Origin of the sequence: Bacillus cereus group sp. BfR-BA-01382 (genome assembly GCF_022663475.1) — a bacterium.
GTDB classification, from domain to species: Bacteria; Bacillota; Bacilli; order Bacillales; family Bacillaceae_G; genus Bacillus_A; species Bacillus_A thuringiensis_S.
The window spans coordinates 1-25,611 of sequence record NZ_JAKUFQ010000006.1 but is presented as its reverse complement, the minus strand read 5'-3'; the positions used below and the strand labels follow the sequence as shown (position 1 = coordinate 25,611).

The following is a 25,611-nucleotide window of genomic DNA, read 5'->3' as shown; positions in this document are numbered from 1 at the left end:
GATTTACTCCTATTCTATTTAAAAAGGCGAGTTCTTGCTCGCCTTTTCATTTTTTATAATTTGTAATCACAAATTGTTTGTATTGGATTTTGAAGAATCGTGTTGATTAACCCATGGATGTGATTTAATATTTCCTGTATTTTCTCTGCTTCATATACCGTTTGATCATATCCAAACTTTATTGTAAGTCTTTCTTCAGGGAAGCACATAATTCCATACTTTACATGTGGCTCATCAACAACTTCGTAATCCGTGATAGCAAAATGTCTGTTTTCATTTGAAGAAAAGATTGCTGGATTAGTTGGATAGTTTTCAAAAACCCAAAGATGGTCAGTCAACTCAGTTTTTAATTCACTTTGCTTTTGTATATCAACAAATGAATAGTATGCATACTCATTACATTTCAATGTCTCTAGTTGTACCTTTTGCAAGAAGTCCACAAAAGATTGCGTTTCTGTCCATGCTAATCGGATAGGCAAAACATTTGTGAACAGACCGAACATATTTTCAATTCCTTCTACTTCGGGAGGTCTGACTGATACTAGATTAGGCAATACTACTTCTCTCGTTCCGTTGAATTTGCCAAGCAATATTCCCCATACAGCTAGTAATGCTGTATTCATAGTTATATTATTTTTAGTTACAAATGTCTGTAACTGATCAGTCAAATCCTTGTCTAATGTTAAATCCATAAAAGTGAAGTTTAACCCTTCACTTTTAGATGGGACTTTCTTTTTAGGAATACTAATTTTCTGATTGTATCCTGATAAATAATCTCGCCAAAAATGACGTGCTTTCTCATGATCTTGTGCCAAAGTCCAATCTATAAATGTTTCAAAAGGTTTTACCATGGGTAACCCCGCCGTAGTTCCGGCATTTGTAGTTTCGTAGAGCTGGAATAGTTCGTCTATCAAAATGCTGACGCTCCAACCATCACATAATAGATGATGGGAACTCCAAATTACTTTATGCTCGTTATTACCTAGTTGGAATATACAGAGACGTGTCATAAGTTCATCATTTTTAAATCCTCGACTTAAATTTTCATTCATCCACTGTTTTAGGAATTCTTGCTGTTCTTGTTTCGTCATCTCAATCAAGTTTTTTATTTCTGAATTTATTTGAACATCATATAGAACAGCTTGCCAAGGTTTTGCTTGTTCATCTTGCACAATTATTGTTCTTAAAGAATCATGACGATCAACTAATTGTTGGAAACACTGAATAAAGAGTTTAATATCCAGCTCCCCCTCAAGTGCCCAAATTGTTTGTTCAAAATATGCATTTGTATCAGGTTCATTCGTAGCATGCTCATAAATAACTTCCTGGAAAGGTGCTAACGGGTAAATACGTTCTATTTTTATATCCGGCATTTTTTCTTGTATTTTGTTAAGTGTATGTTGATTAAGTTGTTTATCTTTAACATTTAGTAATGTAGCTTTATTATCGTTCATTATATTTACATCATTTGTTTGTGAACTTGAAAACTGGTCTAGCTTTTTAACAAATTGAACCATATCTCTTAATATAGGAAATGAAAATAGATTTTTTGGTTCAAGCTCGAATCCTTGTCGATACAGTCTAACGGACACTTGAATTGCTTTTATCGAATCTCCACCTAAGGCGAAGAAATGATCATTTACTCCAACTTGATCTATTTTGAGTACTTCTTGCCAAATACTAGTTAATATTTTTTCCATTTCAGTTTTTGGGGCAATAAATACTTCATTTTTTTGTTTCTCCGGAGTAGGGAGCGCTTTTCTATCTAATTTCCCGTTTGGAGTCAGGGGTAATTGGTCCAAATAAACAAAATAAGAAGGAATCATATAATCTGGCAAGTGATCTCGCAAATGCTTTCGTAGTTCTGTTGTACTAATATTTTGCTCAGTTACCACATATGCAACTAAAAATTTTATCCCGTTCTCATCTGTTTGATCAATTACGACAGCATGTTCGACTTGTTTATAAGTTAGAAGACAATGAGAGATTTCTTCTAACTCTACTCGATATCCCTGAATTTTCACTTGGTAATCTTGGCGGCCTAAAAATTCAATATATCCCTCAGAATGCATTTTTCCACAATCTCCTGTTTTATATATAAGACCAAAATCAGGATGTGAAACAAACGCTTCATTTGTTTTCTTTTCATCATTTAAATATCCTTTAGCAAGGCCCACTCCCCCGATATATAAATCTCCAATTACACCAACAGGGCACATTTTCTTTTCATAGTTCAACACATAATACGTTTGGTTTGCCAAGGGCATCCCGTATGGAATACTATTCCAATGTGATTCCACCTGTTTGACCGGATAATAAATTGACCAAATCGATGCTTCTGTTGCCCCTCCTAGTGAAACTACTTCTGCAATCGGAAAATGTCTTTTTATTTTTTCTGGTAAAGAAAGCGGAATCCAATCTCCACTATGTAAAACTAAACGTAAAGAAGGATATTCAAAATGAGAACCTACTTGATCCAATGCCAAATCCATGATTGCAGGCACTGTATTCCAAATTGTAATCCCTCTACGTTCGACAGTGCGGATTAATTCTTGCATGTCTCTCGGATCACGAATCATTACTAACATTGCACCTGTGCTTAAAGCTCCGAAAATATCGTATACAGATAGGTCAAAACACATGGAAGAGATACCAATAATACGATCATCTTCATTCACCTCATATTTTTGATTTATGTCTTGAATAGTATTTGTAACCGCTTGGTGAGTAATAATTACTCCTTTTGGTTTTCCTGTACTTCCTGAAGTGTATATAATATAGGCAATATCTTCTGGACCAGCAATAGCGGGCATATCTTCTGTTGTATAAAATGACAAATGATTTTCTTCATAAAGACTAGGTTCTAATAAAAACTTGCATGAGCTATTTTTTAAAATATATGTTTGGCGATCTAAAGGATGATCGGGATCAATCGGAACATAAGCAGCACCTGCTTTTAAAATACCTAGCATATTAACAATTGTGTCAACTCGTCTTTTGGCTAAAAGACCCACTTTGTCACCAAGACCAATGCCCTGCTCTTTTAAGAAGTGGGCAATTTGATTGGAGCGTTTATGAAGTTCCGAGTATGTTAACCATTTTTGCTCAAATACCACCGCTACTTCATTCGGTGTACGTTTTACTTGGTCTGTAAATAATTGATACAGAGTAGTTGAAGGTATTTTTTCTGTTGTTTCATTATATTGTTCAATTAAAGTTTGATCCGACTCTTTCATCTGCAAAGATGTTATATCGCTTTGTTTCACCAATTGTTCCAATAAGTCAACAAATTGGGAAAACATTGCTTCTATCACATCAATATCAAACAACTCTTCAACATAATTCCAGCTAATTAATAACTCTCCATTTTTTTCAATTACTACATTATCCAAATACACTTGTGGAGTTCGAGCATGAATATAGCGAAGAGAACCAAGTTGTTCCCAAGAGAAAGCACCTGCACCTGCTAACATCGAGGTGAAAACGATCGGCATAACTGCTTTTGGCGTCATTTGATGATATCGAGTAAAATCTCGAATAAAGTTAACTCCATCGTAATGACGATGTTCAAGGCCATCTAATAAAGTAGATTGCGTTTCTTTTACTCTAGTAAAGAAAGTTTGCTCTGGTTTTACATCAACATCCAACAAAATAAGCGATGTGAAATCTCCTACAATCTGTTCTACTTCATCATGAACAGGATAACGGTTAAATACAGTCGAATTAATTGCTAATCGACGTTGATTACTCCAATATGCCAACACATCACCATATATTGTACAAAGTAGAGCGGAAGGCGTTACCTCTTTCTCTTGTGCTAACTTTCGTAGCTTTGTCCATTTTTCATTGTCCAGGATTTTTGTAAGTGATTGGAATTTAGGAGTAGCAATCTCTGCTGGATCCTTTTTTAACAGCAAAGAAGGTGCAAACGGAAAGTCAGGAAGCTTACTTGTCCAATAATCTTTTGCTGTTTTATATTCTCCGATTTGTTCCATTTCATCATAGATAAACATATAATCTTGAAAATCAAAAGATAAAGATTCTAATTTTTGATTTGGTTTATAATAATAATGCAACAAATCCTGTCCAACAATGTTCATGCTTGCTCCGTCCATTAATAAAGCATCGTATCGAAAACATAATAAATACGTGTCTTCTTTTAAAAGAAAAGCTTTCAATTCAAACAAAGGCCATTGCCCCAAAGGGAATACATGGTTAGTCATTCGAGAACGCTCTTCTTGCAAGCGAGCATTTTGATTCCTATCATCTAAATCTATGAGACTCACTATTTCAATCTGGTAATCAGGAACGCTTTGTAATATTTGCTGTTTTCCCTCTGGTAAAATTACAGCTCGCAACATTGGATGACGATGGATTACCTTTTGAAAACTTTTTGAAAGACGATTGATATCCAATGTTGTTTCATATTCAAAATATGTTTGAGGTGAAATACCACTTAATTCAAACTGTGAATTCCTTCCTAACATATACGCTGTCTGAACTTCTGTTAAGGAGAATGGATTAGACAAATCTTTAACATGAGTTGGTTTACTTTCAAAGTTTTCTTCTTTATGCTCTAACTTTACACAAGAACTCAGTTGAGCGATTGTAGGGTGCTTAAAAAAATCTGTTGTACTTATTTTTAAGCAGTCTTTTCTTAATAAATTAATTACCTGAAGTGCTTTAATGGATTCTCCTTTTAATGCAAAAAAATTATCATGAATACCGATTCCCTCAATCTCCATAACTTTCCCCCACGCACGCACCAATTTTTGTTCAATTTCATTGCGCGGGGCAACGTATGGAATTGATACATAATCCGTTTGGGTTATATCCAATAACCTTTTTCTATCCACTTTTCCATTTGGATTCAATGGAATCTCTTCTACCTGAATCATTTTTTCAGGAATCATAAACTCAGGTAATTTATCACTTAAATATTTTCTGATTTCACCAAAAGACACCTTGTTATCCGATACATAGTAGGCAGCTAATAATTTCCTATTTCCATACACTTGATCAACAACGATAGCCTGGTTTATTTCTGGATATTCCCTTAATTGAGTTTCGATTTCTCTTAATTCAATCCGATACCCTCGAATTTTCACTTGATGATCCATTCGACCTAAATACTCAAGTTCTCCATTAGGCAACCAACGAACGAGATCACCTGTATGATACATCATTTCCCCTGCCGCAAAAGGACTCTGTACAAATTTTTCATCTGTCAGTTTACTTTTACCAAGATACCCTCGTGCTACCGCTACTCCAGCAATGCAGAGTTCACCGGGAATTCCAAATGGTTTTAATTGGCCATACTTATTCAATATATAGGAATGATAATTCGGATTTGGTTTGCCGATCGTAACTTCTTTGGAAGTGCTCAAGTCTTTTATTGTTGCGCAAATGGTTGTTTCTGTGGGACCATAAATATTTAAAATTGTTGCTTCACTGATACAACGAATTTTTTCAACCAAATCAATGGAAAATGCTTCTCCTGCTAATAAAATAGATTTTAAATCTTTTAGAAAATTTGCCCCTTCTGGATCACTCAAAATCACTTCCATTCGCGATGGCGTTGATTCCCATAAATCCACCTTATGTTTTTTGACCAAATGAGCCAATTCTTTTGTTGCAAACTGTTCCTCTGTAGCAATTACTACTTTTGAACCTTGCGTTAAAGGAAGACATATTTCTAACAAGGAAATATCAAAAGATACACTAGCAAGAAACAAGAATGATTGATTAGCTTTTACTTTTTCTCTCATTACATTTAAAAAATGAACTAGCGATTTTTGTTCTATCATTACCCCTTTTGGATTTCCTGTCGATCCTGATGTGTAAATAACATAAGCCAAATCATTAGGATTATGTTCTCGTACTAAATTACTTTCTTCACCTTGGAAAAGATATTCTTTATCAAAATACAGTACTTCACCCGCAAATTGCGGCAATACTTCCTCTGTTCGCTTACTAAGTAAATATTTTGCTTGACTATCTTGTAACATATATTCAATTCGTTCAGTTGGGTAGTTAGGGTCGATTGGTAAATACGCTGCTCCTGCTTTTAAAATCCCCATCATACCAATAATCATTTCTAATGACCGATCTACCATAACGCCAATAATACTTTCTTTTGAAACACCTTTACTTTGAAGAATAGAAGCCAATTGATTCGCTTTCTTATTCAATTCTCTATATGTCAAAGATTGATCATTACAAACAACAGCAATTTGATCTGGAGTTTTTAATACTTGCGCTTCAAACAAATCTTGAAATGATTGAAACAAGTCTATGCCCGTTTGAAAAGTATTCAATCCTTCTAACAACTCTTTTTCTTCTTCTGCAATAATACAAATATCTTTCAATGCCAAATTCGGATTTTGTGAAACTTGCTTTAAAACATAACAATACGAATTGGCAAACTGTTGCAAAGAAGAGAATGAACGGGACTTGCAAGAAATTTGAAATTCAAATTCATTATGTATTTCATTCCATTTTCTTCGTATCCATAGGACTAAATTATTCTCTGCGTATTCTTCTAGTGAATTTTCATTATGTAATCCTTCCATCCCGATTACAATTTGAAAAGGAGTTAAATTGTGTTTAACTAATAATTCAGAGAGCGGATACTCCTGATTTTCATACCCGAATAAAGTCGTTTGTTCAATCTCATTTACTAATTGTTTAAAGGGGTGATGCGGATGGATTTCACTTCCTAAAGGAATCAACTTATTAAGATTCTCACTTTGTTCAAGATTCTTTTCAATTATAGGAATACCAATGGTAATTCTTTCTTGATCTGTATAATGTGCCAAACAAACCCTTAAAGCGGCTTGAAACCAGCTAAATAATAATAAATCTTGAGACTTACTTATTTTTTGTATACTTTTACTAAATTCTACATTCACTCTGACTTGAACGTACTCACAAGGTGTTTCTTTATTTAGTTGGTAATCGCTATTAAATTTAAATACAGAAAAATCGAGAATCTCGGAAGATAATTGCTCCTTCCAAAACGCTTCTACTTCTTTATTTTCATGAATTGAACTTCGATCTTTAATGTGCATTTTTATCTTTATCCCCCTAATATTCATTTCTTCTACTCGTTAATTTTTAAGCCAACTTCAAGCCCATGGAGAAACACTTGATGATTATCCAAACATAAAAATTGCTGAATATCTTCAAATTTCATATGACCAACTGAACAAACCCCTAAATTTAATGTTTCAGCAACCATATTTAAGGTAGCAGTGATAATGCCTGACTCAATACAAGCAAATAAATATCCATCTGAACCGTATTTCGGGATAGAAGCGTTCGCATTATAAATCAAATAAACTGAGAATGCAGATTGAGTAAATAAATCCTGATTAATTAACTCATGATCACTTTTGATCACTTGATCAATGTTGTTTACAATCACAAGACTGTTTTTTGATGGGTTATAATAATAAAATCCAGCTTTCATACCCTCTATACGTTTTGGTTTTATATAAACAAAGATATCAATGGGATAGAGCCCGCCTGCACTTGCGTAATGATAGTATATTTTTTCTTCCTTAACCTGTTTTAGAGTTGATAAGAATTGGGAAAATTCCGAAAAACTAATATGTTTTTCCGTATCAAATTGACGACAAGATCTACGTTCCTTAATTATAGTAGGTAGCTCATTTGTTGTTTCAAGTTGAATTTCGGTCGACCGTGCAGCAACGTGCGTGCGATTTAATTGTTCACTCATATACTTATCTAACTTTTCTTTAGAAAAGCGAATCTGGTTGCTATATGGATTTGAAAAAATCTTTTCTTGTGAAGAAAATACTTCTCTTGGGTGTAATATATTACTTACTAACACACGATTTTTTATCATGAGCTCTATGTTTTTTTGTGTCTCTTCTACATTTCCTAACGAAAAGCGCTCTACTAGTTCACTAATTTTCACACCTTTTTGAGCCATAAAATAAAAATCTGGAAACCACTCAGACAGAATACCTGTAAATCTCATTTCCCCTATCAAAACTTCATTATGCAACTTCTCCCAATGCTTAATCGGAGACCAGTAATAAATTTTCTCGCTCATATAACCCTCCATAAACATTTAACTTATTTTTGAAATGCAATTTTCTAATTTACAAAAATTTTTTTGGATTCTGCTCCTTGTCTCATAGTGATTATAAATACATGCACTTTAACGAAACTTGAAAATAATGAAATAACTTTTTCTTCATTAAAATTTTTTATTTCATCATAAAAAATGATTTCTTTTTGGATATTTCACATCCTTTCCCATAGTAATCCTATAAGGTATAAACCATTTATAACATTGAGAATATTCATGTATTTCCAATGTGAAATTATTGTAATGGATTGGAGAGCGGTTGAATATAGTTATTAAATCAAATAATGTTGAGAAAGTTTTATTTATTATATCGATAAAATTTTATGATGTAATTTATTACAAATAGATTAAGAAAAGAGTTTTAAATTTTTCTTAATCAGTTAGTGTGAAAATATCACATACTATTACATACAATCGAGTTACTTACATTTCATATTCAAAATAGAGAAAAGACACCTTGAATGGTGTCTTTTCTCTATTTTAATTCCATATACTTTTTACGCCTTTGTTATTTTTAAACGATTTGTAGGAATTAATACAACTCGAACATCTAGTTCGTTATATGTTCGAATATATAATAAACATTATCTGAATTACGAATGTATTTCAGGTAATTTTATAAATAAACTCAAAGATATCTTCTTCTCCTACTGCCACAAAAGAAATAATCTATTGCTTATTTCTTTTATTAAATTGTAATATAATTACAGTATGTGAAATTATATTACATTAACTTTAAAAACGAAGTGAGAATAATCTTCACTTCGCTTTTTTTATTTGCAATCCTTGTTAAATTTGCTCAATGCAGTATTTATTTCCACATTCTTCGCTTTTATTTAATCGGTTTCTCTGTTTTTAAGACAAATGAACTTAATGCAGGAACTTTAATTTTATTGTCATGGACAACATAAAGTGGTTTACTTCCCGCCTGCTTCCCGTCTACTAGTACTTTCCAAGGACCTTTCGATGGAAGTGTTATATCAACAGCTTCTCTATTTGCATTGTGAGCCACTGTAAAGTATTCATTTTTATTCCCCTCTATTGTATAAGCTACCGTATTTTTCGGGGCATCAATAAATGATACGTGTGTTTTTATTTGCTCTGCAGATGTCATTCGAAAAGCTGAGTACTTTTTGCGTAATTCTATTAAACCCTTCATATAATCTACTTCATTATTAAACGTTGCACGGCGCAGCCAATCCATCTGGTTAATTGAATCTGGAGATTTGTAACTATTATGATCACCGTATTTCGTCCGCATAAACTCTTGCCCTGCATGTAAAAATGGAACTCCTTGTGATGTTAATAAAATTGAAGAAGACAATTTGTGCATTTGTTTTCGCACTTCTTCACTGTCACCTGAATTAGTTAACTCAAGTTTATCCCATAATGTATGATTGTCATGTGCTTCCACATAAGTTAATACCTGTTCCGGATCTTGATAGGTAGACGAATTTGTATCGTAGTCAATACCTGCCGTAATACCTTTTTTAATACGATCTTCCATGTTTTCCTTTCCATTTATAAAACCATTTTCCTTTTCCTCAAATACACTACCTTTCAACCCATCACGTATATTATCGTTAAAATGAGCAATCCCTTTCATTTTCTCTGCATTTTTTTGATTTGCTTTCAGCTCAGCTGCAAGAGGTGTATTTAAATCCCATCCTTCTCCGTGTAGTATAATAGAAGGGTCAATTTGATTAACAGCTTTACGTATTTCATTCATCGTTTCATAATCATGAATACCCATTAAATCAAAACGGAATCCATCTAAATTGTATTCTTTTGCCCAATATGTGACGGAATCTATCATAAATTTCCTCATCATTTTTCTTTCTGAAGCAGTATCATTTCCTACTCCAGTTCCATTTGCAAATGTTCCATCTTCATTGTAACGATAATAATAACCTGGAACTAACTTATGGAAATTAGATTCAGCAGCGTTATACATATGGTTATATACTACATCCATCACTACTCGAAGATTATTGTCATGTAGTGTTTGAACCATTTGCTTCAATTCAGTTATTCGCACAGTCGGCTCATAAGGATTTGTAGAATAGGAGCCTTCTGGAACGTTGAAATTTTTAGGATCATATCCCCAGTTATATTGCGGTTCATTTAAAGTCTCTTCATTTACAGAAGCATAATCAAATATCGGTAAAAACTGAACGTGAGTAACACCTAGATCCTTTATATGATCAAGTCCTGTTTTTACACCTTCTGGCCCTTTTGTTCCTTTTTCTGTTACACCTAAATACTTCCCTTTCTGTTTAATACCACTTTCAGGTTGGATGGAAAGATCGCGTACATGTAACTCATAAATAATAGCATCTTCCGGATTTTTAAATTTTGGCTTTTTGTTTGCTTTCCATTTTTTCGGATTTGTTTCTTCTAAATTAACGACTGCACCTTTATCTCCATTTACAGAAGCAGCACGCACATATGGATCAACCGCTTCAGTCCATGTATCACCAATTTTGACCTTATACGTATAAAAGAGCCCTTTTTGATTCCCCTTTAGTTCTGCTGTCCAAGTTCCCTTTTCACCTTGTTGCATGTTTATTTCAGCACCTATTTTATCGTTCCAGTTTTTATATGTAACTAACTTCGCTTCGCTTGCAGTAGGAGCCCATAAACGGAACTTTGTATGTTGCGCGGTATATGTATTCCCTAAATCGTTACCACTATAATAAAATAAATTATCAAATTCCTCGCTACGAATGACTTTACCAATTTCAGTATTCGTATCAGCTAAGTTTTCTATTTTAACTTTGTATGTTTGTTTTAAATCAATTTTCTGTTCCGTAATTATTTTGACCTTATTAGTAATATCTCCACTATTTATATCATAAGGACTAATATTTTTAATTTTAATGCCTTCAATTTCAATTTTCTTTTCCCTAATATGAAACGGGACATTAGTCGTTACGGTAATTTCATGGAAACTATCAATAGTTGCTTTTTGAATTGAGAGATCTGAAGAAGGCTTAGAGTTATATACTTTTTCATCGCCCGAAAGAATCCATACTTCAGCACGACCGCCCTTTATATTTTCAATCCAACGATCCCCACCATCTTTTTCCCATTCATTTGTTCGAACTATAAATCCTACACGATTATAGTCACCGTCTATTTTTATCTTAGCGTATTTTCCAAATTCATCTTCACCAGTAAATTCATAAGATGTACCATTTGCATTTTCTCCCCATAACCAAAGATTCCAGTCTTTTGTATTTCCAAGCTTCTCTTTGTAATGAATGATAACTTCAGTTGTTTTCGAATTTGAAACTGCCTTCACACCCTGAAAGGAGAAAACAGATGATAACATAACGATTAAAGTAAGTAATAAAACTGTTTTGTTAATTAATCTTTTTATAATTTGCACCACATACACCCTTTCTTCAAATATTACTAGCGATTTATTATGCTTACACTGAATAACACTGCTTAAATTAATCTAGAAATCTCTTTTGCTTCACCTCCATATTGGCTATTTTCACGTATGTATTTCAATGACCTTTTAATACGGAAGCGTTTGCATAAATTGCTTAAAAAAATAGATTTGTGTATGCCCTCATATATTTGTAAATGCTAAAAGGTCAGGGAAATCATTTTAAAGCAATCGTTTGTTATCGTTTTCATTTTATAGACTTTCTATCAAGAGGTCAATATATTATTAATTTTCTGTTTTTATATACTTTAAACCTTATTTATTTGTCGCAACTTCTTACAGATAACGCGCCTAATTATTGCTTAGTCAGTTTATTTTCAACAATACATCGCTACGTAAAAAAGCTAATATCCTTAAAATGATATTAGCTTTTTTCATAATGTATTAATATATGAATGAGAACTATAATTCTAAATTACTTAATTTTTGCTGCATCAAATGCCTTTTGAACTGCTTGAACTTCAGCTGTATTCGCCCCATATTTATTAGTTGCCACTCGAATACATGCTGATTTCAATTCTTTGAAATTAGAAGTCATGTTTAACTCATCAGTATTTGCATAATAGAAAATATCAAACATTTTATCTTCACCAATTCCTTTAACAGTTACTCCGTTATGAGTTCCGCCTTTTGCAATGAGATACGCAACTTTATTAATAATACTTGAATTAAAATGAACACCGCCTTGATCCCATCCATTAAAATCGTTAAATTCACTGTAATCATCTGGATAAGGTACTCCGAGTGAAGATGGAACAGAAGCTGGGTTTTCCATATCACGGAAAACAGATCCCGTTTGTTCTCCCATTGTCCAATTAAAGTTTCCATTATTTACGTATTTCTCAATAGATGTTCCCATAATATCAGATAGCGCCTCATTAATCGCACCGGATTCACCGTAATATTCAAGATTAGATTCACTAGAAGTAACAGCATGTGTAAATTCATGTCCAGCTACGTCATATGCTTTAACAATAGGATCCCCATATACAAGCATACTTCCATTATTAGCACTTAATGCATTCTGCCAATTTTTCGGATCATTCGTCTCTTCAGAATCCCAAGCATGTACAACTGAAACTACCTTTTGTCCCTTATTATCAAAGCTATTACGTTTGTATTTATCTTTATAAAAATCAAATACTTTTGTTGCTAAGTAATGAGCACTTACTGCTTTTGGATCGTTAAATGTTGCCGAAGTACTAGTCGCTAATGTACCAGGATAATAGCTTTCTTCTTTAGTAATATCTCTGTAATTCACATCATATGTTTCAATTCCTTGCCCTCTTGTATAATCAGCAAGAGCATATTTGCCATTACTTTGTTTAGAGATACCAAATGAACGAGAAATACCTAAATCATCTTTTCCTGTTCCAGTTAATGATGTAAGACTGCTTTGTTTACTTTTCTTTAAAGCTCCAACTAGTTTGTCACTAGCTTTTAAGTTAGATTCTTGTACCATATTTTTTAACATATCACCATTTTGTGCATTTACTAAATAAGTACCAGAAACATAGTTTGGTGTTGCAGCTTCAAAGGTAACTTGGTATGCATTTTTAGCTTGTCCATTATTTTCATCAACAAAAATAACCTCTTTAACTTCTGGCTCAGTAATAAACTTGATATCGTTCCCGTACTTCGTATAAATAAATTGTTTTGCTTCATCTTTTGACAGATTAATAGGTTTTTTCAATTCTTCTTGTTTTAGATTTTGCGCGCTATCACCTGAAACACTTTTAATAACACCATTATTATCTACGTGTGCAGTTAATTGATGACCATATACTTCTTTTCCTTCGTATGTTTGCTGCATACGTACAAGTGTAGTTCCATCATACGAACCACGTTTTTGAAGGACTTTATAATCTACTCCTGCTTCTCCATTGACTTGTTTTTGGGAGAGAGCTTGCTCTGTTTTCTCCTTAAGTGCATCCTTTACTACATTTTCTGGTGTCTTTTGTGACGGTTGTGTCAGTTCACCCGAACGGAACGATTCTTCCTGAATTTGAACTTGTAGTTGATCTGTTTCCTCTGCATGACCTACCCCATATGGTGCCACAGCTGTTAAAGCTAATCCAGTTGTTAATGCTACCTTAGTTAATGTCTTTTTGTTTTTCATTATTTCACCTCGTATAATTTTTGAAATAGAAAGCTTGTACAAAGTATACTGTCTATTTCTGTCGGAAAAAAGAGAAAATACACAATTTATGTAACATTATGCAAAATTACATAAATTGTGGTCAATATTATAAATAATGAACGGAACACATATGTACATTAATTTGAATAAAAGAGAGTCCTTATAGGCGCTCATCCAATTGGTTAGTTATTAATTATCTATATTCATTGTAATAAAAGTATACTTACCTCTAAATAACAACATAAAAACCCACTCTTTACTATTTTAAGAGTGGGTTTAATGTTGTTAAAATAACAATTACTATAAGAAACCTTATAATTTATATTTTTTTAGTAATCCTACTAAGTTTTTTGTAAAATTCACCTTTCGTTTTTATATGCTTAAACTGATTTGGATTAATATTTGCTTTTTGTGAGAGTGCTACAATCTCTTCTTTTGTAATTGAATCTTTCGTATTTATAGATGCTATATTTGTGTATTTTCCGTCTTCTGTTTTTGGAATTTCTAAAATCCCTTTATTCACAAGATCAACTACAGCCTTATGCTCTGAAGAATGTAAATCTACACCAGTAATTTTCCAATTACGCATAACTTTTGGCGTGTATACACCGTTCTTTACCTCTTTTAAATATGTAATAGCAAGGTTACGAATGGTTCCACCTGTTTCTCCAAATGCATTCTCTTGTTTAGATGACCAAATTTGTTCAAACTTACGCCCCTCTAAAGCTCCTCCTTTTGCCTGAAGAGCCTCCATTCTGTATGCATTCATTCCCAGCGTCATAACATCGCTCATTTTGATTGGTTTGTTTGTACGAATAGAGCGTAAATTTGTAATTCTACTTCCGTATGGTTTTGTTAATTCAATTTCGTATTTTACGCCTCCAAAGAAATCGTTCGTACTGTATTTAGATGCACGGCGGGTTTTATCAAAGCTAACGGTTACATCTCCGGCACGAGATGAGTTAAAATATCCTGCTGCCCATTCCATATAGTCTTTTAAATCTTTTCCAGAAATCTTATATACTGTAATCTCTCCCAAGGCATATTGGTAATTATACGCAATATCTTTTTTCTTAATAGGACCTGTATCCAAACGGGCATAATCATTATCAATTTGATGGGCTACTACATCTGCTTTACTGTAGTAGAGCATGACTTCATGAAAGAAATCTGATAAAGGTGTTTCTTGAATCTGAACACTTGGAATACCCTTTATTTCATTTTCAGGAACAAGATTTCTACCCTTTAATTGAGCGACTACAACATTTGCATCTCCTCTCGCATATTCGTGAAAAGGTGTTAGTGTTTCTTCAAGTGTAGGATCAGATAATATCGTTGTTCCATCAGCATTTTTTACAGGTATAGCGGTAGCAGTTTTATCTTTTAAAACCAACTTCCCATCTTGCTTTGTAAAAGTAAGGTCAATACGTGAAATATGTGTTCCATATTTATCTGGCTCTGTAATAATTACGCCATTTACAACTTCTTTTTTTACAAGTTTATGCATGTGAGCCGCAAAAATAGCGCTTAGTTCCGGACAAGCATTTGCAATATCTTGAACACCAGTACCAGGGATACCATTCTCATTTTCTAATCCCATATGCATAACTCCTACCATTACATCTACTTTACCTTCTAATTCCTTAATTGCCTTTTTCGTCTCTTCTACCGGATTTTTCACCACTAAACCATTTAAGTGATCTGTCCCTTTTTCAAAATCACTAATCATTGGTGTATTCATACCAATAATCCCAACTTTAATTCCACCTTTTTCTACAATTGTATATGCAGGAAGAAAGCGCTCTCCATTTTCCTTATAAATATTTCCTGCTAACGTTTTTCCCTTATATTGCTCACTAACTTTTTTCAATGTATCTAATCCAAAGTTGAATTCATGATTTCCAAATGCCCAGGCGTCATATCCCATTGTATTCATCGCTACCATCATTGGCGATTGTGGCTTATCGTTGAATAATTCTACTGAGTTTCCTTGAATTGTATCCCCGGCATCTACTAATATGGTATTTTGATTTTCTTGACGGACCTTCTTTATAACCGTATAAAGCTGCGTCAAACTTCCACTCATATTTGCTCCATCAAGCGCATAATCCCAAGGCATAAATCTGCCATGAATATCTGCAGTACCTAACAATGTAATATTAACTTCAGATTCCTCAGCCTTAGAGATAGGTGGTTTGACTATTACTGCTGTTCCGAGCAGTAATAGAATTACAAAGTAACATACATAGTTCTTCCATTTCATTTTTTGCATAATAATAATATTTCTCCCCTTTTTGTACTTTCGTAAAGTTGTTTGAACTTTAAAAATGTAACTTATTATTCGGGAAACTTCAACTACAAAAGATAATTTTGAAGGTGGTTCTGTTGCAAAAATAAAGAGAATAAATTGCATACATCCCCTAACAGAATTGTATTTTATCGTTTCCTGACAGAATACCCCTTCCTTAAGGGTGTGAAGTGTACTTTCAAAATAAGGATATATCATTCATTATCATTTCAATTTATTAAAACGTGCATATACAATATGTTATGATGATTAATTTTTTGAATTTCGTTGCTGATTTATTTCCTTCTAAATAAAAACACTTTCAAAAAAAATAACCCCGCTCTTCATTTAAGACGGGGTTACACTTATACAGAAAATCGGATAGTTTTATATTTTCTTAAGCTTATTGGTTACTTTCAACTAATTTCATTCTATTTTTGTTTTCTTCTGAATCAATATGAATCAATCGTTTCCCCTGTTTATAATACGCATCAATAAACAGGGAATGATTTTTACTTTTCAATTTCACAAAGCAATTTTATCTCTTTGATTTGTTCTATATGACGCTGTTCATGCAAATAGATTAATTCTATCCACTGATCAAGAAATAATTCTCCAAGAGCTGGATGCATCACTGATTTTTTTACTAATTTAGATTCATCTTCTATTGTACTCAGAAAACGCATCAATTCTTTTCTTGATTCGTTTAGCATATTGAGCATTTGCTCCACTTCAAATGGTTCTATACTTGGTTCAATCATTTCTGGAGCTATAAACTTTTTCGTTCTATCTAATAAAATAGTGTGAATTTCTTTACGCTCATTTTGGGTACTATCTAACTTTTTTAACCCTGAGGAAATAACTGTTATCACTCTTTCATCTAATAAAACTAAATGATGACAAACTTGTGCAATACTCCATTTATCCTTATCTGGTTTCCTATTAAATTGAGCATCACTCAACAAAAAAATTTCCTCAACTAATTGATTTCTCGTTTCATAAAACTTGTCATTTACAAATGTATCCATGCGGATTCTCCTTTCATTGCAACCTACATACTTAAATTTCTACGCTAAAAATATTATCTTCGAAAACAGATTTTCTTTCACTACTATTCCAATTTCATTTTAAAGCCACAAATAAATCAACTTTTAACTTTCCTTCTAGATCTTCAGCAACATTATTTAAGCAAAACTCTAAATTATCTCTATCATAATCTGCACCATACTCACTATTTAGTAGCCACTCTGCATACATGTATTGATACGCTTCACTTAATTTATGAGGTTCATCATAGAACTGGTATAGACCATATGTACCTCCATCTAATCTTTTAAATTGCACATCATGATACTTTTCTTTATCGAAGTTTTCAGGAATCGTAACACATGCATCATGCCGGCACTTATGACTTGCAACAAGTTCAGGATTATCTAATGATATTCCGATAAATGATTGCTCTGGTGGATACAGTTTATTTTCAATTGACCAGTTCAGTAACTTCCCCCAGTGATCTTGCGGTTCAAAGTAGCTACCAGTTCGTCTTATATACGCTACTTCTAATGGTGGTAATTTTTTTATAACAACTTTCATTTATATCTTCTCCCCTATAAATATGTACACTGTTTAATTAGCTTTTTTTAACATTTATTCCTTCTTAAATTAAAAGAATTCTCTAATCATATAAAGTGAAACTTTAATCAGCGGGAGATGAATTTTAATTGAAATATAATTGATTACTATTACTACTACTAAAGTAGTATGTACTTTCATACTTTTATTTGATTTTACATTCTTTTTAAATCGATATATTAATTGTAAGAAAATAAAAAGGTGGAGGATTTTAATTGATTAAAGGAATATACGAAGCGCATTTACCAGTGAGTAATTTACAACAATCTATCAGATTTTATGAAAAACTAGGGTTGAAGTTAGCCTGGAGCGATGAATCAACAGCATTCTTTTGGATTGAGGATGGGAAAAGTTGGCTAGGATTATGGGCGGGCTCTGAATACGAAACAAAATATCATCCTTCTTTACGTCATATTGCATTTAGAGTTTCATATGAGGATTTAAAAGAATCATTATATTGGTTACACTCACTTCAAATTAAAGCTGTTCCGTTTGGGAGTAATGAATCTATTGAACCCTTTGTCCGTCCACATCAAGGTAATGCATCTGTTTATTTTATTGATCCAGATGGTAATAGCTTAGAACTTATTTGTCATATTGTTGTACCTAATGCACTAAAACATATAACTAATAAATTATCATTTAAAGATTGGGAGACACTATTAGCTGACACATTTGAATGAATATAAGCTATAAATCATAGTGGCTCGCCTTTATTTTTATAACATGTATAACAATCGTGAATAATAATGTCCTATCAATTTATCATTAAATAAATGTAAAAAATGACCCTATTTATTCATTTTTCATGCGTATGTATGTACATTTGTGAATTTATTCGATATATTATGGGTATTGAATGATTACGAAAAGTGTATAGGTCGCTTATATAACACCTTATATTTTTATATCCGTGAAAACTACAAAGTGTATGAAAATCCATTTGTCAAATGAATTTAGTGCGGAAGGAGGTTTGTGGTTACTTCATAGGGTATAATAATCAGTTTTTTACTGATAAAAATATAGGAGGCGACATAATGTTTCGTACGATTTCAAATTTCATGAGAGTAGCTGAGATAAGAAGGAAAATCCTTTTTACACTAGCGATGTTAATCGTTTTTCGAATTGGCACGTTTATTCCAGTTCCTCATACTAACGCAGAGGTATTAAAAGTACAAGATCAAGCTAACGTTCTAGGTATGTTAAACGTATTTGGTGGAGGAGCACTGCAACACTTCTCAATCTTTGCTGTAGGTATTACACCATATATTACAGCTTCTATCATAGTACAATTACTTCAAATGGATGTTATACCTAAATTTTCGGAATGGGCAAAGCAAGGAGAAATGGGCCGTAAGAAATCAGCTCAATTCACTCGATACTTTACAATCATTCTCGCATTCATACAGGCCATCGGAATGTCTTATGGCTTTAATAATATAGCTGGTGGACAATTAATAACAGATCAAAGCTGGACTACATACTTATTTATTGCGACAGTTTTAACTGCAGGTACTGCATTTTTACTTTGGTTAGGCGAACAAATTACCGCTAACGGAGTTGGTAATGGTATTTCGATGATTATCTTCGCAGGTCTCGTTGCCGCGATTCCAAATGTTGCAAATCAAATTTATTTACAACAATTCCAAAATGCTGGCGATCAGCTATTCATGCACATAATAAAAATTGTTTTAATTGGACTCGTAATTTTAGCGATAGTTGTTGGCGTTATTTACATTCAACAAGCTGTACGTAAAATACCGATACAATATGCAAAAGCTGTTTCAGGAAACAATCAATATCAAGGAGCAAAAAACACTCATTTACCTCTTAAAGTAAATAGTGCTGGTGTTATACCAGTTATCTTTGCTTCTGCATTTTTAATGACGCCGCGTACAATTGCGCAGCTCTTCCCTGATTCAAGCATATCAAAATGGTTAGTTGCAAATCTTGATTTCGCACATCCAATTGGAATGACACTTTATGTCGGTCTTATCGTTGCTTTCACATACTTCTACGCATTTATTCAAGTAAATCCTGAACAAATGGCTGAGAATTTGAAAAAGCAAAATGGATATGTTCCTGGTATTCGTCCTGGTAAAGCAACTGAACAATATGTAACTAAAATTTTATACCGTTTAACATTTATCGGTGCAATTTTCTTAGGTGCAATTTCTATATTACCGCTCGTATTCACGAAAATTGCTACGTTACCACCTTCTGCCCAAATTGGTGGTACAAGCTTACTTATCATTGTCGGTGTAGCACTAGAAACTATGAAGACGTTAGAAAGCCAGCTTGTAAAACGTCATTATAAAGGTTTTATTAAAAAAGTGAATTAATTATAAAAAACACAGTTGGAAAAATAACCAACTGTGTTTTTTATTGTATCAGTCCTGTAATATACAGGGCTGTTGCTTTATTAAACTACATCTCCTTCTCTAATAACCGCCCTTTTTTGAAATAAGTCCGTAGTGTAGAACGATTGGCTAAAAATACACCAATCAATATAAAACAAGCCCCCATTCCCATTATAGGATTTAAAGGTTCTCCTAAAATGATATATCCCACAATTATTGCAATTAATGGTGATACATATAACCACGTCGATGGAAATACTGGATTTGTTTTTGATAAGAGCCAGTAATATAGTCCGTGTCCACCGATCGATCCGATAAATATGAGATATAAAATAGGCCATTGTACACTCCATGAAGTTAATACAGTTACATTTGGTTGTTCTACAATAATAGATGCGATTAGTAGTAAAATCCCTCCATAAAACATTTGAATACCGTTAATAAGAAATGGTGATACATTTGATAAATCTGAAAGTATTTCTTTCGAACGAATAGAGCCTATTCCGTAAAATAACTCTCCTATAACTAAAACAATACAAGCAATACTCCATATGAAACTTACTTGTTGATGCATTCCTGGTAAAGAAACAAATATAACACCTATTAGTGCGATAACTAAAGCAACGAGTTGCTCCTTTTGTAATTTCTCCCTATTCCTCTTTGCTTGTATTAATAAAATCATCATTGGTCCCGTAGCAGAAAGAACAGCAGCTAATCCCGAAGAAATATATTGTTCTGACCAATATAAACTTGCGAATGTCATAAATGTTAAACAAAATCCAGCATACATAATACGTTTTGAAAATATATGTGGCATAATTTCTTTTCGCTTTAATTTAAAAATAATCATAAGGATTATGCCCGCTAAAAAGAATCGAATTCCTGCTGAAAACAACGGTGGCGCCCCTGCTTCAATTCCAATTTTTATTGTTAAAAATGTTGTCCCGAAAATAATACATACTAAAATGTAATTAAAAATGACCATTTTTCTTCCTCCTTTTTACTCTTAAAATGAGTATAGAGGGTATGGTGTATAACAGTGTATCAATACATATAACAGTTACTTCAAGTTGTAGTTGATTCCCTATATATTTTTCGCTTTAATTAAATTAAAAAGAAAAATAGGTGAAACTATGAAGATTGTATTGCGTAAAGAATCAAACATACCGTATTACAAGCAAATATATATGCAAATTGTTGAAAGAGTACAAAGTGGTATGCTTTCACATGGTGAATCCCTTCCTTCTTTACGTTGTATGGCCACAGATTTACAAATCAATGTATTAACTGTTCGTAAAGCGTATAAACAGTTAGAAACGAAAGGGTATATACGCATCGAACAAGGAAAAGGTGCTTACATATATAAACATGTAAAGAAAGATTTCAAACCGATACCATATAAATGGCAACAATCAAGATCTATTAATGTTATGCGTTCTCAATATGCAATGAATAAGCACCGTAAATATCATGATTTTTCACAAGCAATTCTGTATCCTCGTCTGTTACCAAATCCATTTTTGGCAGACGAAATGCATAAATTGCTAGATAAAAATCCGATGTTGTTAGCAACTTATGGGCCAGTTCAAGGCGATTATGAACTGCGAGTTGAAATAGCAAATTACTTAAATGAACACCAGAAATTAGTGACGGACCCATCTCAATTATTAATTACAAGCGGAGCACAACAAGGAATTGATTTAATTGCTCAAACATTATTAAAACCTGGAGATATCGTATTAGTAGAAAGTCCATGTTACAGTGCTGCGCTTGACGTTTTCATCAATAAAGGTGTTCAAATCATTCCTATTTCTCTTGATAATCATGGAGTTCGCTCCGACTTAATTGATGATATTTGTCAAAGTAAAAATCCTGTTTTATTGTATACAAATCCCACCTTCCAGAACCCGACAGGTACAGTAATGAGTAAAGAACGAAGAATGGAACTTATAGAACTAGCGGAGCTATATCAATTTTTTATCATTGAAGATGATTCTTTCGGAGAAATATATTTTGAAGGTGCTATAGTCCCACCACCAATCAAAAGTTTTGATAAGGATGGCCACGTGATATATATAAAAGGATTTAGTAAAACGTTAGCACCAGGACTCCGTATCGCAGCACTTTTTGCCGATGGTCCTATTTTTGAATGGCTATATGCAGTGAAAGGTTCCATGGATATCGGTAGTCCTTTATTAACACAGAAGGCACTTCTACCTTTCTTACGTGCGGAACGTATGAAAAATCATTTAGAAAAATTACGTACAGCTTTACAAATGAGACGTGATTTAACAATTGATATACTATCGCCATTAAAAGGACTAAACTTTGAGATACCAAATGGCGGTTTTAATTTATGGGTGAAACTGCCTGATTCGATAGATCCCTTTACCTTATTACAAAAAGCAAATGAAGTAGATGTCTCTTTTTTACCAGGAACAGCTTGTCTATTAAACTACGAAACAAATGATAACCAATTAAGAATTAGCTATTCAATGTTAAACGAGAAAGATATGGCAATTGGATTAGAGAAATTACATGATACAATACGAAACAGTATTTGTTAGAAGTAATAACACAATAGCCAACAATAAATAATACCCGAAAATGACAATGTGTAGTATGGGCTATTATTTATTGTTGAGCTTTTTCGTTATTCTTAACAACCGATTTTAAAACTTGTCTTTCTTTCAATTCTTCAACACTACCATATTGATCAATAACAATTGCTTTCATTTACTCTCCTCCTTGCTGTTTATTTTAATAACATACAATTATTTCTCAAATTTTTTTGTCTTGAATTACCATATAATTATTTTTGGGGGTAATTATGCAAGAAGCATTATAAAGTGAAACTTTAATCAGCCCTCACCAATTGGGCTCCTACTGCTCGTTAATACTGGATGAATTTCAAAACAAATCTTACACACATCTTAGAATCATCCAAAACTGTTTTATTAATTAAATTCAAAAGAAATGAGGCTAACTATATGAGTGAAAAGATATTTAAAATAAACGGAATTGATATATGTACAGAAAGCTTTGGGAACCCTAAGAACCCTGCTATTTTATTAATTATGGGCGCTACATGTTCCATGGTTTATTGGGACGAAGAGTTTTGTGAGCTGTTGGCTAGTACGGGGAAATTTGTTATTCGCTTTGATAACCGTGATGTTGGACGCTCTGTTGCCTACGAACCTAGAACTTCCAATTATACAGTAACAGATATGGCTGAAGATGCAATTGGAGTACTAGATGCTTATCATATTGATAAAGCTCACCTATTTGGTATGTCATTAGGTGGTATGATTGCTCAAATTGCCGCTATAAAACATCCCGAAAGAATTTTGACGCTAACTTTACTAGCGACTAGTGTAATAGGATCTGATGACAATACTCGCGATTTACCTCCAATGGATGAAAGAATTTTAACACATCATGTAAATGGCACAAGTATAGATTGGACAAATAAAAACGATGTGGCAGAGTATTTAGTTTCAGGATCTCGTCTATTATGTGGATCAGAACGAATATTTGATGAAAATAGAGTTTATACACAAGTAAAACAAGAAATAGAACGCGCAAATAATTTATTAAGTATGTTTAATCATGCTTTACTTCAAGGTGATGATGCATATGAAGGTGTACTTGACTCCATACAAGCACCTACATTGGTTATTCACGGAACAGATGATACAGCACTCCCATTCGAACATGGCCTCGCACTAATTGATGAAATTCCAAACTCAGTACTATTAACTCTTAAAGGGGCAGGCCATGAAAACCATCCAGATGACTGGGAAAACATAATTACTGCTGTTTCTAAACATACATCTGAAATTTAGACAAACAAATAATTAACAAAAGGGGCACAAATTATATTGTGCCCCTTCTATTTACAAACAAAAACCCATCACTGTATTCGTATGTATAGTGATGGGACTTCTTATATTTTTCTATGTTTAAAAAAATGGACAATCTAATTGATCAACAGATTCCCATAATTTTTTTTTTGCATTTTCGGTGGATGTATTTGTTTCTAGTGTCATGTTTTTAAAAGGGTTTACTTCAACTTTTAATAAGGATGAAGGCTCCACATATAATGAGAAAACATGGCTGCTTGGTAAAGCTTTAGAAACGTCAATATCTCCTACTTGTTTAAATAGTTGCTGCGCAGCAAAAAAGAAGAAATTAGTTGGATTTGATTGTTTATTCAGCCACGCAAGCATTTCAGGTGATACCGATTTATGAATATTGATTTTTACTCGATCACCACGTTTATATCGCCTAGATCGCATACTTCCACCAACTAACTTATCGTTAAGTTTGTAAATCCTAACTCTTTTTGCTTATGCTCTCTATATTTTGGCGAACAAGTATAGACTAATAATCCTCGTGCATTGGTAAATAACGGATTATCTACAAAGATTACATTTTTGAGTCGTCCTTTTTGCTTTAAAATCATTTTTAAACTGTTTTTAATAATTACTGCACCACCGCCATAAATAAACACGTATGGATCGTCTTTCATATCATCAATTTTATTTATAATATCTGTTGCAACACGAGCTGCTAAACCTAATAGTGCCGGCTGTGATTCCTCAACTAATAAGGTATTTCTCGGATGCTTATCATTTAAATAAATTTGATTGAATTCTGTAATACTATCAATCGTCTTAGTTGGATACTTTCGGTTCCATCTCGTGATAATTTGTAATAACGTCTCTTTTACACCATAAGATAAACCTTTACTTAGTTGCGGACGGAAATTTACCCCTAATGAAACAACTTCTTCTGTCGTCCCTGCACCAATATCAAAAGAGAGTAGAGTCTTATCTACAAAATCAATTTCAGAAACTTGATTCGGCTCACATTCTATTTTATGTTTCACAACATTTCCTTCTTCATCGTATACAATGCCCCACGTCCCAGATGCGCCCTCAGGCAGGCATTTACAAAACTCAATTGAAACATTAATTGTCACATCCCGTCCGTTCGGATAATGGAAAATAACCTTATGATTTCCCATATAACGTTTTGCATTTTCAGCAGCTATTTCTTGTGTAATAAGCTGCATAGGAAGAGCGACAGATAAATCATAACGAATATTAATATGGCTAGAAGTTGGACTTTGACGCATAGCGCTTACCGCCAAACCTGATAGTATTGTAATAACCATTAACTCATCCGTTGACTTATTCGATTTCTTCTCTACCTCAGTACCTTTTAATTGATCTTGAATGACTTTTTCTCCAACGATGTATCGTACATTATTTAGCATTAACGATGGCGAACTTATAGTCACATCAATGTGGTTTTCTAATTCAGATAATGAAACATCTACCTCATCTAAGAGTCCTGTAGGCTCACCTATATATAAAGAATAAATACTCGGAATAAAAATAGGGTCTTGCCCTTTCACCATTAACTTCAAACCGTTGTTTCCTGCATCTGCACCAGCTTTTAAAAGTATAGACATAACTACCCCCTAAATTAATCTGACATCCCTTCCAAATATATGCGAGCCCATTCTTTTACATTCAAATGTATTGTAATTTTTTATTTATCATAAAACCAAAATATTGCATACTTACATATTTTATGTAAAAAGTATTT

At 33.2% G+C, this 25,611-nt stretch carries 14 protein-coding genes; 4 read left to right on the top strand and 10 right to left on the bottom strand.

What is annotated here, in order from left to right:
- Positions 1-53: 53 nt before the first annotated feature.
- The 7 genes from MR160_RS04105 to MR160_RS04075 form a co-directional block, all read right to left on the bottom strand.
- Entirely contained in the window at positions 54-7,070 is a 7,017-nt protein-coding gene (locus MR160_RS04105) for a non-ribosomal peptide synthetase (RefSeq protein WP_242297085.1), read from the bottom strand.
- 32 nt (positions 7,071-7,102) lie between these two features.
- Entirely contained in the window at positions 7,103-8,080 is a 978-nt protein-coding gene (locus MR160_RS04100) for a SagB/ThcOx family dehydrogenase (RefSeq protein WP_001290966.1), read from the bottom strand.
- Positions 8,081-8,951: 871 nt separating this feature from the next.
- The gene (gene pulA / locus MR160_RS04095; protein ID WP_001165754.1) at positions 8,952-11,510 is read right to left on the bottom strand and encodes a type I pullulanase; all 2,559 of its coding nucleotides are present in this window, start codon (positions 11,508-11,510) and stop codon (positions 8,952-8,954) included.
- Between the two features lie 481 nt (positions 11,511-11,991).
- The gene (locus MR160_RS04090; RefSeq protein WP_000791462.1) at positions 11,992-13,695 is read right to left on the bottom strand and encodes a M4 family metallopeptidase; all 1,704 of its coding nucleotides are present in this window, start codon (positions 13,693-13,695) and stop codon (positions 11,992-11,994) included.
- Positions 13,696-14,035: 340 nt separating this feature from the next.
- Positions 14,036-15,988, bottom strand: coding sequence for a bifunctional metallophosphatase/5'-nucleotidase (locus tag MR160_RS04085; protein WP_242297084.1), 1,953 nt, complete (start codon positions 15,986-15,988; stop codon positions 14,036-14,038).
- Positions 15,989-16,515: 527 nt separating this feature from the next.
- Positions 16,516-17,031 carry a DinB family protein gene (locus MR160_RS04080; RefSeq protein WP_086413170.1) on the bottom strand — a complete coding sequence of 172 codons (516 nt, stop codon included), beginning with the start codon at positions 17,029-17,031 and terminating at the stop codon, positions 16,516-16,518.
- A 94-nt stretch (positions 17,032-17,125) separates the two neighbouring features.
- Positions 17,126-17,596, bottom strand: coding sequence for an AraC family transcriptional regulator (locus tag MR160_RS04075; RefSeq protein WP_017763235.1), 471 nt, complete (start codon positions 17,594-17,596; stop codon positions 17,126-17,128).
- Between the two features lie 254 nt (positions 17,597-17,850).
- Between MR160_RS04075 and MR160_RS04070 the strand changes: the two genes are divergently transcribed.
- A complete protein-coding gene (locus MR160_RS04070) occupies positions 17,851-18,318 on the top strand; it encodes a VOC family protein (protein WP_098832643.1) in 468 nt (155 codons plus the stop codon).
- A 354-nt stretch (positions 18,319-18,672) separates the two neighbouring features.
- On the top strand, positions 18,673-19,977 hold the full coding sequence (gene secY, locus MR160_RS04065; protein WP_000490132.1) for a preprotein translocase subunit SecY: 1,305 nt from the start codon (positions 18,673-18,675) through the stop codon (positions 19,975-19,977).
- Between the two features lie 85 nt (positions 19,978-20,062).
- On the opposite strand, the gene MR160_RS04060 is transcribed toward secY, so the two are convergent.
- Positions 20,063-20,980, bottom strand: a complete 918-nt coding sequence (locus MR160_RS04060) for a DMT family transporter (RefSeq protein ID WP_000234335.1) — start codon at positions 20,978-20,980, stop codon at positions 20,063-20,065.
- 148 nt (positions 20,981-21,128) lie between these two features.
- Between MR160_RS04060 and pdxR the strand changes: the two genes are divergently transcribed.
- Positions 21,129-22,562, top strand: coding sequence for a MocR-like pyridoxine biosynthesis transcription factor PdxR (pdxR, locus tag MR160_RS04055; protein ID WP_097826506.1), 1,434 nt, complete (start codon positions 21,129-21,131; stop codon positions 22,560-22,562).
- Positions 22,563-22,985: 423 nt separating this feature from the next.
- Positions 22,986-23,840 carry a BCA family alpha/beta fold macrolide esterase gene (gene mleBCA / locus MR160_RS04050; protein WP_242297083.1) on the top strand — a complete coding sequence of 285 codons (855 nt, stop codon included), beginning with the start codon at positions 22,986-22,988 and terminating at the stop codon, positions 23,838-23,840.
- 117 nt (positions 23,841-23,957) lie between these two features.
- On the opposite strand, the gene MR160_RS04045 is transcribed toward mleBCA, so the two are convergent.
- Together MR160_RS04045 and MR160_RS04040 are read right to left on the bottom strand one after the other, a co-directional pair.
- Positions 23,958-24,293, bottom strand: coding sequence for a hypothetical protein (locus tag MR160_RS04045; protein WP_001257762.1), 336 nt, complete (start codon positions 24,291-24,293; stop codon positions 23,958-23,960).
- A gap of 11 nt (positions 24,294-24,304) precedes the next feature.
- Positions 24,305-25,474, bottom strand: coding sequence for a ParM/StbA family protein (locus tag MR160_RS04040; RefSeq protein WP_000025620.1), 1,170 nt, complete (start codon positions 25,472-25,474; stop codon positions 24,305-24,307).
- Between the last annotated feature and the right edge of the window lie 137 nt (positions 25,475-25,611).

Coding starts and splice junctions, on each gene's coding strand:
- MR160_RS04105 (WP_242297085.1), bottom strand. CDS start 7,070: ATGCACATTAAAGATCGAAGTTCAATTCATGAAAATAAAGAAGTAGAA.
- MR160_RS04100 (WP_001290966.1), bottom strand. CDS start 8,080: ATGAGCGAGAAAATTTATTACTGGTCTCCGATTAAGCATTGGGAGAAG.
- MR160_RS04090 (WP_000791462.1), bottom strand. CDS start 13,695: ATGAAAAACAAAAAGACATTAACTAAGGTAGCATTAACAACTGGATTA.
- MR160_RS04085 (WP_242297084.1), bottom strand. CDS start 15,988: ATGCAAAAAATGAAATGGAAGAACTATGTATGTTACTTTGTAATTCTA.
- MR160_RS04080 (WP_086413170.1), bottom strand. CDS start 17,031: ATGGATACATTTGTAAATGACAAGTTTTATGAAACGAGAAATCAATTA.
- MR160_RS04075 (WP_017763235.1), bottom strand. CDS start 17,596: ATGAAAGTTGTTATAAAAAAATTACCACCATTAGAAGTAGCGTATATA.
- secY (WP_000490132.1), top strand. CDS start 18,673: ATGTTTCGTACGATTTCAAATTTCATGAGAGTAGCTGAGATAAGAAGG.
- MR160_RS04060 (WP_000234335.1), bottom strand. CDS start 20,980: ATGGTCATTTTTAATTACATTTTAGTATGTATTATTTTCGGGACAACA.
- pdxR (WP_097826506.1), top strand. CDS start 21,129: ATGAAGATTGTATTGCGTAAAGAATCAAACATACCGTATTACAAGCAA.
- mleBCA (WP_242297083.1), top strand. CDS start 22,986: ATGAGTGAAAAGATATTTAAAATAAACGGAATTGATATATGTACAGAA.
- MR160_RS04045 (WP_001257762.1), bottom strand. CDS start 24,293: ATGCGATCTAGGCGATATAAACGTGGTGATCGAGTAAAAATCAATATT.
- MR160_RS04040 (WP_000025620.1), bottom strand. CDS start 25,474: ATGTCTATACTTTTAAAAGCTGGTGCAGATGCAGGAAACAACGGTTTG.